Raw genomic sequence first — 15,561 nt, forward strand, 5'->3', positions numbered from 1 at the left:
GGTGATGCTGCCTCTCCTCGATGGGGTGTCACGGGACGGGGAACGCCACCACACGCAGGCCGGTGTAGACAGGGGAGACGGTGGGCACGGTCGCAGTGCCGGTCGTGACGCCGCCGCCCCGGCCGAGGTACTGCGCCAGCAGCAGCGGCGCCGCTGTCGCGGGGATCACCATGTGGCCGGTCGCGACGGTGCTGATGAGCCTCGTGGGACCGCCGTGGAAGGTGGCGACGGAGATCAGGCCGTCCGGTCCGCGTAGCACGTGGTCCCACCGCTCGTCGGTGCCCGAGCAGGACACCATCACCTGCCCGGTGATGAAGATCAGCCGGGGGTAGGGCGCCGCCGGGACGGTCACCTGGTTGAAGGTGAAATTGGCCGCGCCCGCCGAACCGGTCTGCGGCCAGCCCGTGTCCGCCGGGCCGAAGAACTGCACCGAGCCGGTGACCGCGGGACGCCAGGCGCTGCCGACGCGTACGAGGTCGAGCCCCGTTTCGAGGTCGTACACGCGTTGCCCCGAGAAGCCGTCGGCCGGGAGGTTCTCGTGGGTCTGGAGCGGGAGCACACCGCCGGCGGCGACGGTGGACACGCGCAGGTCCTTGATGTCGGACTGGGTGATCGCCCCCGCGTTCGCCCGGACGGTGACCGAGGCGAGCGGGATGAGGTCGCCGGTCACCGTGGGCGCGACCGGGGTCACCGCCGGCGCCCCGGCGACCACCCGTACGAGCATGCCGTCGCTCTCGTCCCCGTACTGCCGGTCGGTCTGCTGGGCCACGATCAGCGCGATGCGCGGATTGGACGAGTTGGCCGGGGCCGCGGTCAGGACGTCGAGGGTCTTCTGCTGGGCCAGCGTGATGAGATACGCGCCCGCCGATGTCTTCCGGGTGCCCTGGATGACGCCCTGGAACGGACGTACGGTCACGTAGCGGGACGGCGTCTCGGCCGCTTCCACGGCACCGGGGCTGCCGGGGCCGGGCTTGATTCCGGTGCGGGCGGCGATCGGGTTGCCGGGGTCCGCGGAGGCCGCGGCGAGCACGCCGGTGGCGAGGCGGGCGTCCTCGGCGTCGACGACGCCGCCGGAAAGCCATCCGGAGTCGCGTTCGAAGTCCGGTTCGATGTCAGCCATGCGGGTGCGTTCCTTCTGTTGCTGGTGTCAGTAACTGCCCCTGCCGGGGCCCGAGTCGGACGGGGCGGAGCCTCAGAGCCAGGCGTCACGCCATTCGGCGGTCAGCCGGGCGAGCGGTTGGTGGTCGCGGGCGCGGAACAGGACGGGCGTCGCGCCCGGGCGCAGCGCGAACCAGTCCGATCCGGGCAGCAGAGCGGAGCGGCGGGAGGCGGTGCCCTGGAGCAGGACCGAGCGGGCGTCGGTGTCGATGACCAGGAACTCGCCTTCCTGGAGGGTGAGTTCGAAGGCGAGCTCCTCGCCGGTGGCGGTGTTGGTGATCACCGGCTGGACACAGGGCCCGCCGATCCGCCACACCGGCCAGGTGGGTGCGGTGCCCTTGTTCTCCAGGAGCAGCCGGCCGCCGGCGGACCCGCTGCCGAAGTTCAGCGGGAAGGAGAGCGGGAAGGCGACCCCGCCGCTGGAGGAGGGCAACGGGCAGGTGCTCGCGTTCAGGCCGTACGAGTAACGCAGCGGATCCGGCGCGGTCATGGTCAGGGAGAACTCGAAGGCACCGGCCTTGCGGTCGGCGATCTTCGACTCGGCGGTGAGCCGGACCAGGGCCCGGCGGGTGCGGTGCGGTTCGGTGACGACGAGCGGCGACAGTGCGCTGCCGTCGGCGAGTACGGCGGCGAGCCGGTCCTTCGCGGCCTCCTTCGCCGCCCGGTCGGGGGCGATGGCGGTGCCTTCGAGGGTGATGACCCGGGGGCCCCGGTAGGAGGGGGCGTCGAACGCGCCGTGCCGCTCGGGCCGGTCGGTGAGGGTGAGCCGGACGGGCGGGGTGGAGGCCCAGCCCTGTTCGGTGACGACCCACCACTCGACCCCGGAGTCGTCGACGGTGTTCCCGGCCCAGCCGTCGACCTCGAACACCGGCTGCTGGAGCTGCCGCCCGCTCATCGCTTGGCCGCCCAGGCGAGTTCGCGGGCGGTGATCCGGCCGATCTCGTACTCGGACTGGCCGGGCCGGGGATGGACGTTGACGGTGACGGCTCCGGCCGCGGTGCCGACGCCGCTCCGGCTCACCGACCGGGCGCCGGCCGCTCCGGCCAGGCCGTAACCGGGGCCGATCACCCCACGCGCGGTCGCGGTGGCGAGCCGCCCGGCGGCACCGGCCACGCGGTTGCCGGCGCCTTCCATACCGATGGCGAGGCCTTCACCGACGTCGCCGCCGAAGCCCATCATCACCTTGGAGGGGGAGGAGATGCCGAGGATGCTGCGGATGGGGCCGGGAATGGTGTTGACGATGAAGTTCTTGACGGTTTCGAGAAGGGCAGAGGCCTTGTTCTTGATGCCGTTGATGAGACCCATGATGAGGTCGCCGCCCATGCTTTTGAGCTTGTCGGGAAGATCACTGAAGAAGCCCGCGATCTTTCCCGGAACGCCCTTGAGGAAATCGACGACGGAGTTCCACTTGTCGACGATCCAGTCCCGTACCGCGCCGACGGCTTCTTTGATCTTGTCCCAGTTCCGCACGATCGCGAGTACGGCGATACCGACGGGCCCGGTGAGAATGGCGACCAGCAGCGGCCAGTTGGCCTTCAGCCAGTTGACGACACTCTTGGCCGCGTCGACCAGCCAGTTGATGGCGGCGGACGCGCCTTTCATGACCGTACCCACCACCTGCCCGATGATTTTGAACGCGGCCTGCACGACGGCCTGCACGGTTTTGGACTGCATGGCCATCTCGATGAGCTTGGTGATGAGCGGCATGACGAGCGCGAGGATCGCGCCCAGGATGTTGGCCTTCATCGCGGTGTTCAGGCCGCGTTGGGCGGTGGTCGCGGTGCGCAGACCCTGACTGAACCGGCTGAAGAGGCCTCCGCTGGTCGCCGCGCTCCGGCCTGCCCGCTGGACATCGGCGGAAGCCCGGGTGGCGGCGGTCCGCACCTGATTGAGGCCGCTGCTCGCCTGGGTGGCCGAGGTACGGAGCCGACCGGTGGCGGTGCTCGCCTGGGTCGCCGAGTTCCTGAACCGGTCGACCGAACCACTGGCGCCGCTCGCCGCGCTCCGCAGCCGGGTTCCGGCCGTGCTGGTCTGGGTCATAGCGGTCCGGAAGCGGGTGAGCGCGCCGGTTGCCTGGACCAGTGCGGTTCTCATCGCTGCAACTCCCGCTCGATCTTGTTGATCTGGCTGGAGAACGACTTCATCTCCGGGGCCGCAGATTCCACCAGACGCACGAACTTCAGGATGGCCTTCCTGAGTTGTTCTTCCTGCCGCTCCAACTGATGCACGCTCGGCATCGACGGGGCGCGTCTGCTCATCTTGTGATCTTTTGCCGGATCCTTCGAACCGCCGAGTGCGTTGATGCGGTTCTTGGCCCAGGCCGCGTGCTTTTCAAGTTTGGCGAGATCTTTGCGCATCTCGGGCAGATCTGGCTTGATGCCGAGATTCTTGCTTATGCCATTGGCTTTCGTGTGTGCGCCGTCGACCTGAGTCTGCATCGCGGAAACATCCTTCGACAGCTTCGGGATCGTGTCGTCTTCGAGGGCTTCGATCTTCTCCAGCAGCTTCTCCGGATCAAGATCCTTCGACCTGACGGTCTTCCCCCGCGCCGCGAGGAGACGGTCTTTCCAGAACGCGTCGATTCTGTCCTGGATGCCAAGCAGCTTGATGGGGTCGAAAAGGTTGACTTCGGCCTTGATTCCGTTGACCGCGGCATTCAGGCCCGCGACTTCCCCTTTGAGTCCGCTGATCGGCACCTGCGCGACCATGTCACGGTTGACGGCCGCCTCGGCATCGGCCTTGAGCTTGTCCACCGTGCTCCGCAGATCTTTGACCTGGGTGTCGACCACGTCCTTGACCTGTTTGTCCACGCCGGCCCTGAAACTCTGGACCTGTGTGTCGACAGCGGACTTGAAACGCGGCGATCCAAGAAAGTCCTGGACCCAGTCGGGGATCTTGTGGGGATCGGGAGGCGATGTCACGTTCATTGTCCTGTCATCCGGGGGAGCTCAGAAACGCCACGATCTCGGCCGGGCTCGCGGAACGCTCCTCCCCGGTGGCCGCCAGGTCGGCCACCGGTTCCCCGGTTGCCGCAGGAGAGGGACCCGCGCCGCCATCCGGCCGCGGCAGCGGTTCCGGATACGGCGCCGGGTCGGTGTCCTCGTCGCGGTTGACCGTGGCGAACATCCAGTTGGCGACCGCCAGTTGGTCGACCACCGCGGCCAGCAGGTGGTCGGTGACCGTCCAGTCCGCCTGTTCGCCGTGGACCGCCCGGGCGAAGGAGGAGTCCGCGGGGAGGTGTTCGGTCAGGACGCGCAGGCGGCGGGAGGACAGGGAGCCCCGGTGCCAGTCGAGGAGGTCGACGCCGTAGTGGCGGAGCAGGTCCGCCTCCAGGGCCTCGGCGTGCTCGTCGACCAGCGCGCCGAGGCTCAGCCTTCCCCCAGCGTCATGCCCGTCTCGTTGCCGTACGCCTCCAGGATCGCGGAGACGTCCTGGACACTGATGTCGTACTTGGTGAACCGCTCGAACTGCTCGGCGCCGAGCAGCAGCGCGAGCAGCCCGTCGATGTCGTTGTCCTCCAGCGTGGCGATCTGCTTGGCGATGCTGCGCGGGAACTCGGTGGGCAGCCGGAAGACATCCGTGTCCACCTCGAACTCCCAGTCCGTTCCGAGGGTTTCGAGGCGCTGGGCGCGGGCGGCGTTGACGTTGAAGCGGGCCATGGTGGCGTTCGGGCTCCTTGTACGGGCGGTACGGGTGATACGGGCGGACGGGGAGAATCAGCGGCTCAGGCCGCGCTGAAGCTGGGGTCCTTCATGAGGAACATGGCCAGCGGGGCCTCGTCCGCCGCCGCGAGTGCCGTGAACGTGACGCCCAGCTTGACGGGGGCCGTGCGGACGAGGGAGATCTCCTCCGTCTCGGTCACCTGACCTCGGGCGACGATCATCCGGTACTTGACCTCGGTCCCGTCGGTGAACTCCAGGCCGAGCATCCGCTCGTCGAACTTGGGCTCGGCCGCCAGCTCGTACTTGTAGAGGCCGGACCCGGTCGCCGTCTCCTTCACCTGGCCGCCCCCGAAGAAGAACGGCAGCGTGGCCTCGTTCAGCTGGAGGAGCTGGAACTTGAAGCTGAGGTCGCGGTCGGAGTAGACGAACCGGGCCGCGCTGACGCTCTGCCAGGTGTCCACGGCGTCGAGCTTGTCCTTCTTGGAGATCTTGACCCCGTCGGTGGTGGTGTAGCCGAGGTCGCTCCAGCCGGTGCCCCACGCGGCGCTGGTGTCGGCGGGCGGTGCGGTGGCGAGCGGGGCGATGAGGACGCGGCCGCTGCCCGCGACCCGGATCTCCTTGGCGTTCGTTCCGGCCATCACTGCTCCTTGGTGGGAGATGAACACGACGTGCTAGGGACGTGCGAAAGGCGTACCGGGGGGTGAGGAGTGGTGCGGTGTGGTGTGGCGTGCTGCGGATCCGCGCTGTGAGCACGGCGATTGCGGCAGTTCAGGCCGGTCGGACGACCAGCCGGGTCGTCGAGACGTAACGGCTGGCGGTGGCGTGCCGGTAGTCGGGCAGCCAGCGTGGGCCGTCCTCCTCGACGACGTCGAGGACGGTTGCCGCGCCGTACACCGTTCCCCGGAGCTGGAGCATCAGGGCTCGGGCGACGAGGGAGACGGTGTGGGCCGCGGCCTTGTCCGGCCCGTACACCTCAAGGTCGACCAGTGGATTGTCGAGCCGGGGATCCTCCGCCCACGCTCCGCCGACCCGGGAGACGAACACGGCACGCTGGGTACCGTCGAATCCGGCGGGCGGCTGGACGTCGACGACGACGCCCGCCAGTTCGGTGCGGTCCTTGAGTTGGTCGACGACCAGCCGTTCCACATCAGGGAAGTTGATGTACGGCTCGCTCATCGCCCAGACTCCGGCTGGAGCTCGACGTCCGCTGTGTCCTGGTCCTTCGCGGGCCGCGCGATGACGCCGAGGACTTCGCGTGCGGTCTCGTCGTCGACCTCCACGATGTCGCCGGGCTCGTGCCCGCTCCACCAGTAGGTCAGCTGGATTCTCGGCACAGCACTTTCCCCCCGATAGTTCGGCTGTACGGCGGTACGGCTGCGGGGACGGGCGTGGTGACGGAGTCGCAAGAGCCCCCCGGCGTCCTGCCCTTGTTTCCCACTACAGCTAACGGAACCTCAACTTCCCCTGCACTTATGGGAGTTGGAGCCCCCGGAACCCCAAATGTAACGGGAGCCCCAAGAGTGGTGTGAGCCAAGTTACGTTTCGAACCGATAACGATGCGTCGGGTGCGCTGGGGGGTGAATCGGCCGTGCCGTCGGCCAGTTCGACCTCCAGTCCGGTGCCCGGGCGGCGGAGGAAGCGGCTGCCGAGGTGGTGGGGGCGTGGCCCGCCTGGTGACGTTTCAGTAGCCCAATATCACAGTCAACGGCCATCACTCGAAGTTTTTACTGACGCGTAACTTCCCACGTCGCGCTACTCGCTCGTAACTTGACGAGTGAACAGCATCCTCGTGATCCGGATCACAGGGCGTAGAGCCGTCGCAACTCCCTTGAGCCGCAAGGAGATCACTCGATGCTGCCCTGGAAACGAGTACTCAGACCCCTCGCCGCACTGCTGCTGGCCGCCGCGGCCGCCCTCGTGCCCGCCACCACCGCCCAAGCCGAAGCGCAGGCTGATGCGCAGGCCGGATCCGCGTCAAGCAGCAGTGGCTGGAACGACTACTCCTGCAAGCCGTCCGCCGCCCACCCCCGCCCCGTCGTCCTCGTGCACGGCACCTTCGCGAACGGGGTCGACAACTGGCTCACCCTCGCGCCGTATCTGAAGAACCGCGGCTACTGCGTCTTCTCGCTCGACTACGGCCAACTGCCCGGCGTCCCCCTCTTCTACGGCCTCGGCCCCATCGACAAGTCGGCCGAGCAGCTCGCCGCCTTCGTCGACAAGGTGCTCGCCGCGACCGGGGCCGCCGAGACCGATCTCGTCGGCCACTCGCAGGGCGGCATGATGCCCCGCTACTACCTCAAGTTTCTCGGTGGGGCCGCCGAGGTGAACACCCTCGTCGGTATCGCGCCCAGCAACCACGGCACGACCCTGAACGGCCTCACCAACCTGCTGAAGTACTTCCCCGGCGCCGAGGACCTGCTCTCCACGTCCACACCCGCCCTCGCCGACCAGGCCGCCGGATCGGCTTTCCTCGCCAAGCTCAACGCGGGCGGCGACACCGTCCCGGGCGTCCACTACACGGTCATCGCCACCCGGTACGACGAGGTGGTCACGCCGTACCGCAGCCAGTTCCTGAGTGGATCCGACGTACGCAATGTCCTGATCCAGGACCTGTGCCCGCTCGACCTCTCGGAGCACGCCGCTCTCGGGCTGCTCGACCGGATCGCGTTCCATGAGGTGACGAACGCTCTCGATCCGGCGCACGCCACCGCCACCACCTGCCTGTCGGCGATCGGCTGAACCCGGTCGGGGAGACCGTCTGTCGGTGCCTGGCCGGCCTGAGCCGGGCCCCGGCGGCCCGGACGACCGCGTCCGCTATCGGTACCGGCACGGCAGAACGCTTGCCCGGCAGCTCTCAGCCGTCCGGCCACCAGGTGCGTGCGATGTCCTTGCGGACCTCGGAACGCTCGGTGGTGCGTTCGTCGGCCTCTTCCCGCACCCGGCGGGAGTCCGACTTCTTCAGGGGCTTCTGCACGGTTACGCGGCGCATGGCTGCCTCCTTCGGTCCACCGGGTTCCGCGTTTTCACGGAGGTAGACCATTTCCGGGAGGGTGACTCATCGGCGCCGGTCTGTCAGTGGCGGCCGTCACGATTCGATTGTCAGTGGTGGGTGTCACTCTTGGGCGCATGACGGACAACGATCACAGCGGCGACGCCGCGACCTCGGCACTCCCCGTCACCGACTGGGACGCGGAGGCGGCCGGCTTCGACGACGAGCCCGACCACGGCCTGCGTGACCCGGTCGTGCGCGAGGCCTGGGCGGCCCGGCTGAGGTCCTGGCTGCCGGACCACCCGGCCGATGTCCTCGACCTGGGCTGCGGCACCGGCAGCCTGTCGCTCCTCGCGTCCGAACAAGGACACCGGGTCACCGGCGTCGACCTGTCCCGGGCCATGGTCGACCGGGCCCGGGGCAAGCTGGCCGGCCGTGACGCGGTGTTCCTCGTCGGCGACGCGGCGGCACCTCCGGTGGGGGAGGAGCGCTTCGACGTCGTGCTCGTACGGCACGTCCTGTGGACCCTGCCCGATCCCGCGCGCGTGCTGCGCCACTGGCAGGGGCTGCTCAGGGCCGGCGGGCGGCTGGTGCTGATCGAGGGGGTGTGGGGGACGGTCAGCCCGGCCGGCATAGCCGCCGACACTCTCACCGGGCTGCTCGCGCCCCTCGCCGCCGATGTGCGCGTGGAGCGGCTGTCCGGCGACGCGCGGCTGTGGGGGCGCGAGGTCGAGGACGAGCGGTACGCGGTGGTGGCGACGGTGTGACCGGACTGGAGTCGCTCCCAGGCCAGGCCAGACCTACGCCAGGAGCGACTCCAGGCCACCGTCGACGGTCGCGACGACCTCCAGCTCGTCGAGGGCGGTCATCGCGGCGGCCGCGGCTTCGGGATCCTGCTCCGCCAGCCCGCTCTCCGCGAATTCGTCCTCGTCCAGCCGTCGTACGTCTGTGCCGTCGGCGGAGCGCCACAGGTCCAGGTCGAGATCCTCGACGACCAGGTCCGTGCCGGCGAGCGTGGCCGGGCGGGCGATGTCGCAGTACCAGCCCTTCAGCGTGCCCTGCCCATCACGGACCTCCTTCACCGAGTACCAGCGGTCCCGCCAGTAGTACTCCGTGAACACGTCACCGGGCTCGAAGCGGACGAAGCCGAAGTCGCGGACTCCGTCGCCTGCCCAGGGGGCGCGTACGGCGATACGGGTGCCGTCGTCGTGGAGCAGCTCGGCAGGGTAACTGATCTTCGTACGGCCGCCCTTGACCAGGACCACGTTCACCATGGGAGCCATCTCAGCCATCTCAGTCATCTCGTTCACCTCAGTCGTCTCGGTTGAGTTCGCGGACATACCTCGCCTCCGTCGCGCAGATCTCGTACCCGAACCAGTTGTTGATAGCGATCATCGGCCCGTTCCCGGCGTCGTTGCCCGTCAGCGCCTCCGTGCAGCCGGCGGCGCGGGCCCGGTGCAGGGAGTCGTTCTTGGCGAGCTTCGCGAGGCCCCGGCCACGGAAGTCGCGGGCGGTGCCGGTCATCACGGTGCCGTAGCGGGTGGCGCCGTCGGTGCGGGCCGCGCTGAAGGCGGCGGGGCGGCCGTCGACGACGGCGACCGAGGTCAGCTCGGGGCTGAACAGGGGGTGCTGCCAGGTCTCGCGGAGCCAGGCCTCGTAGTCCGTGAACGAGTAGACGACGTCGCTCGGTTCGTCCGACATCGTCTCCGCGTCCAGGGTGAACAGGGCGCGCGGGTCGGCGGCGAAGTCGGAGCCCCTGCGCAGCTCGACGCCCGGCGGGGGGTCCTGGAGCGGGGGCAGGGTGCCGTTCGCCAGGTCCAGGCGGAGGAAGTGCGCGGTGCGGCTGGAGTGGTAGCCGTGACGTTCGGCGAAGGCGCGGTTGCCCGGCGCGTCCAGCACCCAGGCGAAGGCCTTGGTCACCCCCGCGGCCGCCAGGTGCCGCTCGGCGGTGCGGACGAGGAGCGCACCGGCACCGCGCCGCGTCCGCTCCGGGTGCACGTACACGTTGACGTAGCCCTGGCCGGGCTTTGGGCTGTCGTGGACGACCCCGGTCTGGGCCGTGCCGAGGACCTCGCCGTCCTCCTCGGCGACGAGAGCCCGGAAGTGGGCGTCCGGATGGGCGTGCGCGATGTCGTACGCGACGGCCTCGGGGGTGAACAGGAGGAAGGGGAGAGCTGCACGCCGGACGCCGGCGAAGGCCTCGATGTCGGCACGGTCTTCGGTACGGAGGGAACGCACGGTCAGTGTCATGAGCTCGGACGTTACGTGGGGAGATACGGCGGGTGCCTCTCATTTTCCGGCCGGTACGGGACAATCGCAGCGTGACCTTGAAGATCCGCATCGACGACAGCGCGCCGCCCTACGAGCAGGTGCGTGCCCAGATCTCCGAGCAGGCCCGGGCCGGGACGCTGCCGGTGGGGTACCGGTTGCCGACCGTGCGTGGGCTTGCCGAGTCGCTCGGTCTTGCCGCGAACACGGTGGCGAAGGCGTACCGGGCGCTGGAGGGGGACGGGGTGATCGAGACGAGGGGGCGTAACGGGACGTTTGTCGCTGCGGCGGGGTCGGCGGCGGAGCGGGAGGCGGCGTCTGCCGCGCAGGTTTATGCGGAGCGGGTTCTGCGGCTCGGGTTGGGGGAGGGGGCGGCGTTGGATGCGGTTAAAGATGCCCTGCGGGCGGCTTATAAGGGGTAGTTGGGGTGGTTCTTTTGCTGCGGGGCGGTGGGGGCTTGTCGCGCAGTTCCCCGCGCCCCTATCGGGCGCGTCCTCCGCAACCCCCTCCTACAAGTACAACCCCGCGTCCGCGCCCTCCCTCTGGTCCGGGACCGAGGTGGGGGTGGTGCCCCGGCGGAGGGCGTAGAGCTCGGCCAGGGTTGCGCCCTCGCGGGGTACTCCGTCCTCTGTGCCGAGCCAGGTTGTCGCCTCGCGGCGGGTCAGGGGGCCCACCTCGATGCGGGCCAGGCAGCGACCGGGGCGGACGACGGCCGGGTGGAGGCGTTCCAGGTCCTCGTTGGTCGTGACGGCGACCAGGACGTTGCGACCCTGGCCCAGGAGGCCGTCCGTCAGGTTCAGCAACCGTGACAGTGCCTGGCCGGCCGTGTGCTTGGCCTCGCCCCTGATCAGCTCGTCGCAGTCCTCCAGGAGGAGCAGGCGCCAGCGGCCCTTGCCCGCGCCGTCCTCCTCGCCGATCGCGATGTCCATCAGATAGCCGACGTCGGAGAACAGCCGCTCCGGATCCAGGACGCAGTCCACCTGGCACCAGTCCCGCCAGGAACGGGCCAGCGTGCGCAGCGCGGACGTCTTGCCGGTGCCCGGCGGGCCGTGCAGCAGCAACAGCCGGCCCGCGATGTCCTCCGGGGTCGTCTTCATCAGGCCGTCCATCGCGTCCGCCACCGGCGCCGTGTAGTTGGCGCGGACGTCGTCCCACGTACCCGCCGAGATCTGGCGGGTCGTGCGGTGCGGGCCCCGGCGCGGGGACACGTACCAGAAGCCCATCGTCACGTTCTCCGGCTGGGGTTCGGGCTCGTCCGTCGCGCCGTCCGTCGCCTGGTCGAGGACCTTCGCGGCCAGCTCGGGGGTGGTCGCCGTCACGGTGACGTCGGCGCCCCTGTTCCAGCGGGACACCAGGAGGGTCCAGCCGTCGCCCTCCGCCAGCGTGGCGCTGCGGTCGTCGTCGCGGGCGGCGCGCAGGACGCGGGCGCCCGGCGGGAGGAGGGTCGCTCCGGACCGTACGCGGTCGATGTTCGCCGCATGCGAGTACGGCTGCTCACCCGTCGCGAAGCGGCCGAGGAACAGCGCGTCGACGACATCGGACGGTGAGTCGCTGTCGTCGACGTTGAGCCGGATCGGCAGCGCGTCGTGTGGGTTCGCAGACATGCCGCCATGATCCGGCACCCGGGCGCCGAGTGCACCCGGTTTCCGCCTGGTACGTACTCTCCCCTCAGGCCCTGCCCCGCCGTTACTGTTGCCCTTGATGGGACGTCATGGGTGGAATTCGGGGGCTCGGCGGTGGCAGCTCACCGCTCTGCTCGGTGTGGGGGCCGCCGCGTTGGCCCTGGTCCTGACCCTGCTCAACACGCTGCCGTCGAACGGCGGCAGCACCGCGGGCACCTCCCGCGACGGCGACAAGGTGCACGGCACGCCGCCCGCCTCCTCGCCCGCGTCGTCGGAGCCGGACGTCGGGTGGGGCTTCACGCACACCCAGTTCAGCGCCGACGAGGGGAGCGCGGCGGCCGTCGGCCGGGTCGAGGGGCTGCTGTCGAAGGACCCCGGGCTGCCGCAGAACCAGCACATCATGGGCTGGGGCGCGGGCAACCCCGAGCCGGTCAAGGGGCGTTACGACTTCGCGGAGATGGACCGCCGCATCGACTTCATGCGCGCGACCGGCGCCACCCCTGTCGTCACCCTGTGCTGCGCCCCGGACTGGATGAAGGGTGGCAAGTCCGGCTCCGACAAGACCGACTGGAGCCAGGCAGCCTTGGAGACCGCGCCAACTCGCGCGCACTACAAGGACTTTGCCGCGCTCGCCGCGACCGTGGCCAAGCGCTATCCCGACGTACGCCACTTCATCGTGTGGAACGAGTTCAAGGGCTTCTGGAACAACGGCGAGGCGCGCTGGGACTACGAGGGCTACACCGAGCTCTACAACCTGGTCCACAAGGCGCTGAAGAAGGTCGACGAGGACATCATGGTGGGCGGGCCGTATCTCGTCATGGACAGCCTCGACCCGCGGCAGAAGCCGGACGCCTCCACGACTTTCAAGGGGCCCTGGGGCGCGATGGACCAGCGGGTCCTCGACGCCTTCGACTACTGGAACACGCACAAGGCGGGCGCCGACTTCGTCGTCGTGGACGGTTCCAGCTACACCAAGGACGACGAGCTGCTGCCCGACGAGTTCGCGGCGACCGACAAGTTCACCGCCGTCGGCGAGTGGGTGCGCGCACGGACACGCGGACTGCCGCTGTGGTGGGCCGAGTACTACGTCGAGCCCGCCGAGGGCAACGACGACCGCACCGGCTGGTCCGAGACCCGCCGCGAGGCCGTCCAGGCCGCCGGCCTGATCGCGATGGCCAAGGGCGGCGCCTCCTCCGGCTTCTACTGGAACCCCGAGGAGGAGAAGGGCGGCGCGTGCGCCGGCTGCCTGTGGACCCCCACGTCAAGTGGCAGTGGGGGAGCGGCACTTCCGATGTTCGATCTCGTCTCCCGGTTTGGTGCCGCTTTTGGGCCGGGGACCGAGTACGAGACCGTCCCGGTGGCTCCGGACGACGCGCCCAACGTGCGCGTCCTCGCCGACGACAAGGCCGTCCTCGTCGTCAACGTCCTGGACCGGCCGATCGACGCGCAGATCGACGGGAAGCGGTTCGAGATGGGTGCCTACGAGGTGAAGTGGCTCAGCCGGTAGGACCGGCAGGGCGGGCGACGAACGCACAGGGGGAGTACCCACCCCTTTCCACTCTCAACGTATAGCGCACCGGGGGGCTTGCGGCAAGGCCCCGGTGGTGCCGCAGAATCGCTGGCCGAGGCCAGTACCTGCGGAAACGGGAGATTCGCGAAGTGCGTGACATGACCCCCCTGACCACCAGTGCGTTCGACCTTCCCGACCGTCTTTCCCTCAAGGCCGACCCGGCGCTGATCGCGGGCGACGAGCAGCACTTCGCGGCCATCGCGGAGAGCCTCGACCAGGCGATCGCCGAACTGTCCGACCGCCTCGACGCGGAGCGCAGGGCGCCCGGCGGCATCGGCCGGGAGGCGATGGAGCGGGACCTGGAGATCCACCGGCTGACCGGCCGACTGCGCGCCCTGCGCCGATTCGGCCTGGACCTGTGCCTGGGACACATCGTCGGCGCGGACGACTCCGAGCCCGTCTACGTCGGACGGCTCGGCCTCACCGACAGCACGGGCCGCCGGCTGCTGCTCGACTGGCGCTCCCCGGCGGCCGAGCCGTTCTTCGCGGCGACCCACGCCAACCCCATGGGACTGGCGAGCCGCCGCCGGTACCGCTGGACCGGCGGCCGGATCAGCGACTACTGGGACGAGGTGTTCACCGCCGACGGGCTCCAGCGGCGCGCCGCGCTCGACGACCAGTCCGCCTTCATCGCCAGCCTGGGCAGCAACCGCTCGCCCCGGATGCGGGACGTGCTCGCCACCATCCAGTCCGACCAGGACGCCGTCATCCGGGCGGGATCCCGAGGCGCTCTCGTCGTCGACGGCGGTCCGGGTACGGGCAAGACCGTCGTCGCCCTGCACCGTTCCGCCTACCTCCTCTACGCCGACCCCCGTCTCGGTCACCGTCGCGGCGGCGTGCTGTTCGTCGGCCCGAGCCGGCCCTACCTGTCCTACGTCGCCGATGTCCTCCCCAGTCTCGGCGAGGAGGGCGTACAGACCTGCACCCTGCGGGACCTCGTCGCCGAGGGCGCCGGAGCGGCGACCGAGACGGACCCGGAGGTGGCCCGCCTGAAGTCGTCCGCGGACATGGTGAAGGCGGTCGAGAAGGCCGTCCGGTTCTACGAGGAGCCGCCCACCCACGGGATGACCGTCACGACCCCCTGGGCCGACGTCCGGCTCAGCGCCGCCGACTGGACCGAGGCGTTCGAAGCGGCCGGACCCGGTACCCCGCACAACGAGGCACGCGAGCTGATCCGGGAGGAGCTGTTCACGATCCTGCTGGACCGGCACGACGACGACGTCCCGCCCGACCAGTTCCGCCGGGCGATGCTGCACGACGAGGAGCTGACCGGGACCCTCGACCGCGCCTGGCCGCTGCTCGAAGCGGCCGACCTCGTCTCGGACCTGTGGTCGGTCCCCGCCTACCTGCGGATGTGCGCGCCCTGGCTCGGTCCCGACGAGGTGCGAAAGCTCCAGCGCACGGCGGACCCCAAGGCCTGGACGGTGTCCGACCTGCCGCTCCTCGACGCGGCGCGGCAGCGGCTCGGCGACCCGGAGACGGCACGGCGCAGGCGCCGGCACGATGCCGTCCTCGCCGCCCAGCGCGAGCGCATGACGCAGGTCGTCGACAACCTGATCGACGCCGCGACCGACTCCGGCGCCGACGGTGACGACGGCGTGGGCCTGGTACGGATGCTGCGCGGCCAGGACGCCAAGGTCAGCCTGGTCGACGAGTCCGAACTGCCGCCCGTCGAACCGGACCTGCTCGCCGGCCCGTTCGCGCACGTCGTCGTCGACGAGGCCCAGGAACTGACCGACGCCGAGTGGCAGATGCTGCTGCTCCGCTGCCCGTCCCGGAGCTTCACCATCGTCGGGGACCGCGCCCAGGCCCGGCACGGGTTCACGGAGTCGTGGCGGGAACGGCTGGAGCGGGTCGGCCTCGACCGGATCGACGTGGCCTCGCTGAGCGTCAACTACCGGACGCCCGAGGAGGTCATGGCGGAGGCCGAGCCGGTCATCCGGGCCGCGCTCCCGGACGCCAACGTGCCGACCTCCGTCCGCAGCAGCGGCATCCCCGTCCGCCACGGATCCGTCACGGAGCTGGACGCGGTCCTCGGCACCTGGCTCGCCGAGCACGACGAGGGGATCGCCTGTGTCATCGGCACCGGTGGCAGCGAGGGCGGCACGTTCCGGGCGACGTCGTCCCGTGTGCGGTCGCTGACCCCGGAACTGTCGAAGGGACTGGAGTTCGACCTGGTCGTCCTCGTCGACCCGGAGACGTTCGGTGAGGGCGTCGAAGGAGCGGTCGACCGCTATGTCGCGATGACCCGGGCGACCCAGCGACTCGTCGTCCTCACGAGCTCCTGACGCC

General features: G+C 69.9%; 18 protein-coding genes. 5 read left to right on the forward strand and 13 right to left on the reverse strand.

All coding sequences use genetic code 11. The features are described from left to right. Positions 1 to 28 precede the first annotated feature (28 nt). The 9 genes from ACH4TV_RS17765 to ACH4TV_RS17805 form a co-directional block, all read right to left on the reverse strand. On the reverse strand, positions 29 to 1,120 hold the full coding sequence (locus ACH4TV_RS17765) for a hypothetical protein (RefSeq protein ID WP_398398995.1): 1,092 nt from the start codon (positions 1,118 to 1,120) through the stop codon (positions 29 to 31). Positions 1,121 to 1,192: 72 nt separating this feature from the next. Then, on the reverse strand, positions 1,193 to 2,053 hold the full coding sequence (locus ACH4TV_RS17770) for a phage distal tail protein (RefSeq protein WP_398398997.1): 861 nt from the start codon (positions 2,051 to 2,053) through the stop codon (positions 1,193 to 1,195). Further along, positions 2,050 to 3,252 (reverse strand): hypothetical protein, encoded by a 1,203-nt coding sequence (locus ACH4TV_RS17775; protein WP_398398999.1) that lies wholly within the window; start codon positions 3,250 to 3,252, stop codon positions 2,050 to 2,052. The genes ACH4TV_RS17770 and ACH4TV_RS17775 overlap by 4 nt, the downstream gene beginning before the upstream one ends. Continuing rightward, positions 3,249 to 4,079: a hypothetical protein gene (locus ACH4TV_RS17780; protein ID WP_398399001.1), complete on the reverse strand. Its 831-nt coding sequence runs from the start codon at positions 4,077 to 4,079 to the stop codon at positions 3,249 to 3,251. The genes ACH4TV_RS17775 and ACH4TV_RS17780 overlap by 4 nt, the downstream gene beginning before the upstream one ends. A 13-nt stretch (positions 4,080 to 4,092) precedes the next feature. After that, positions 4,093 to 4,314, reverse strand: coding sequence for a hypothetical protein (locus ACH4TV_RS17785; protein ID WP_398399003.1), 222 nt, complete (start codon positions 4,312 to 4,314; stop codon positions 4,093 to 4,095). A gap of 212 nt (positions 4,315 to 4,526) precedes the next feature. Then, positions 4,527 to 4,817 carry a hypothetical protein gene (locus ACH4TV_RS17790; RefSeq protein ID WP_398399005.1) on the reverse strand — a complete coding sequence of 97 codons (291 nt, stop codon included), beginning with the start codon at positions 4,815 to 4,817 and terminating at the stop codon, positions 4,527 to 4,529. 65 nt (positions 4,818 to 4,882) lie between these two features. Then, positions 4,883 to 5,458 (reverse strand): phage tail protein, encoded by a 576-nt coding sequence (locus tag ACH4TV_RS17795; protein ID WP_398399007.1) that lies wholly within the window; start codon positions 5,456 to 5,458, stop codon positions 4,883 to 4,885. A 130-nt stretch (positions 5,459 to 5,588) separates the two neighbouring features. Beyond that, the gene (locus ACH4TV_RS17800) at positions 5,589 to 5,996 is read right to left on the reverse strand and encodes a hypothetical protein (RefSeq protein ID WP_398399009.1); all 408 of its coding nucleotides are present in this window, start codon (positions 5,994 to 5,996) and stop codon (positions 5,589 to 5,591) included. Further along, positions 5,993 to 6,154: a hypothetical protein gene (locus ACH4TV_RS17805; protein WP_398399011.1), complete on the reverse strand. Its 162-nt coding sequence runs from the start codon at positions 6,152 to 6,154 to the stop codon at positions 5,993 to 5,995. The genes ACH4TV_RS17800 and ACH4TV_RS17805 overlap by 4 nt, the downstream gene beginning before the upstream one ends. A 517-nt stretch (positions 6,155 to 6,671) precedes the next feature. Here ACH4TV_RS17805 and ACH4TV_RS17810 point away from each other — a divergent pair. Further along, positions 6,672 to 7,559, forward strand: coding sequence for an esterase/lipase family protein (locus tag ACH4TV_RS17810; RefSeq protein WP_398399013.1), 888 nt, complete (start codon positions 6,672 to 6,674; stop codon positions 7,557 to 7,559). Positions 7,560 to 7,674: 115 nt separating this feature from the next. Here ACH4TV_RS17810 and ACH4TV_RS17815 read toward each other — a convergent pair whose 3' ends face one another. Further along, positions 7,675 to 7,809, reverse strand: coding sequence for a hypothetical protein (locus ACH4TV_RS17815; protein ID WP_398399014.1), 135 nt, complete (start codon positions 7,807 to 7,809; stop codon positions 7,675 to 7,677). A 137-nt stretch (positions 7,810 to 7,946) separates the two neighbouring features. Here ACH4TV_RS17815 and ACH4TV_RS17820 point away from each other — a divergent pair, with 137 nt between their 5' ends. Further along, the gene (locus ACH4TV_RS17820; protein WP_398399016.1) at positions 7,947 to 8,576 is read left to right on the forward strand and encodes a class I SAM-dependent methyltransferase; all 630 of its coding nucleotides are present in this window, start codon (positions 7,947 to 7,949) and stop codon (positions 8,574 to 8,576) included. A gap of 33 nt (positions 8,577 to 8,609) precedes the next feature. Here ACH4TV_RS17820 and ACH4TV_RS17825 read toward each other — a convergent pair whose 3' ends face one another. Both ACH4TV_RS17825 and ACH4TV_RS17830 read right to left on the reverse strand, forming a co-directional pair. Beyond that, the gene (locus ACH4TV_RS17825; RefSeq protein ID WP_398399018.1) at positions 8,610 to 9,110 is read right to left on the reverse strand and encodes a DUF402 domain-containing protein; all 501 of its coding nucleotides are present in this window, start codon (positions 9,108 to 9,110) and stop codon (positions 8,610 to 8,612) included. A gap of 10 nt (positions 9,111 to 9,120) precedes the next feature. Further along, positions 9,121 to 10,059 carry a GNAT family N-acetyltransferase gene (locus ACH4TV_RS17830; RefSeq protein ID WP_398399020.1) on the reverse strand — a complete coding sequence of 313 codons (939 nt, stop codon included), beginning with the start codon at positions 10,057 to 10,059 and terminating at the stop codon, positions 9,121 to 9,123. Between the two features lie 71 nt (positions 10,060 to 10,130). Here ACH4TV_RS17830 and ACH4TV_RS17835 point away from each other — a divergent pair, with 71 nt between their 5' ends. Beyond that, positions 10,131 to 10,499 (forward strand): GntR family transcriptional regulator, encoded by a 369-nt coding sequence (locus ACH4TV_RS17835; RefSeq protein ID WP_398399022.1) that lies wholly within the window; start codon positions 10,131 to 10,133, stop codon positions 10,497 to 10,499. A gap of 87 nt (positions 10,500 to 10,586) precedes the next feature. On the opposite strand, the gene ACH4TV_RS17840 is transcribed toward ACH4TV_RS17835, so the two are convergent. Beyond that, a complete protein-coding gene (locus tag ACH4TV_RS17840) occupies positions 10,587 to 11,681 on the reverse strand; it encodes a DUF5925 domain-containing protein (protein ID WP_398399024.1) in 1,095 nt (364 codons plus the stop codon). Positions 11,682 to 11,778: 97 nt separating this feature from the next. On the opposite strand from ACH4TV_RS17840, the gene ACH4TV_RS17845 reads away from it, so the two are divergent. Together ACH4TV_RS17845 and helR are read left to right on the forward strand one after the other, a co-directional pair. Beyond that, positions 11,779 to 13,206: a xylan 1,4-beta-xylosidase gene (locus ACH4TV_RS17845; protein ID WP_398399025.1), complete on the forward strand. Its 1,428-nt coding sequence runs from the start codon at positions 11,779 to 11,781 to the stop codon at positions 13,204 to 13,206. 161 nt (positions 13,207 to 13,367) lie between these two features. Beyond that, entirely contained in the window at positions 13,368 to 15,557 is a 2,190-nt protein-coding gene (gene helR, locus ACH4TV_RS17850) for an RNA polymerase recycling motor ATPase HelR (RefSeq protein WP_398399027.1), read from the forward strand. Positions 15,558 to 15,561 lie beyond the last annotated feature (4 nt).

This window comes from Streptomyces sp. NPDC020898 (genome assembly GCF_044333925.1).
In the GTDB taxonomy this organism is placed as follows: domain Bacteria; phylum Actinomycetota; class Actinomycetes; order Streptomycetales; family Streptomycetaceae; genus Streptomyces.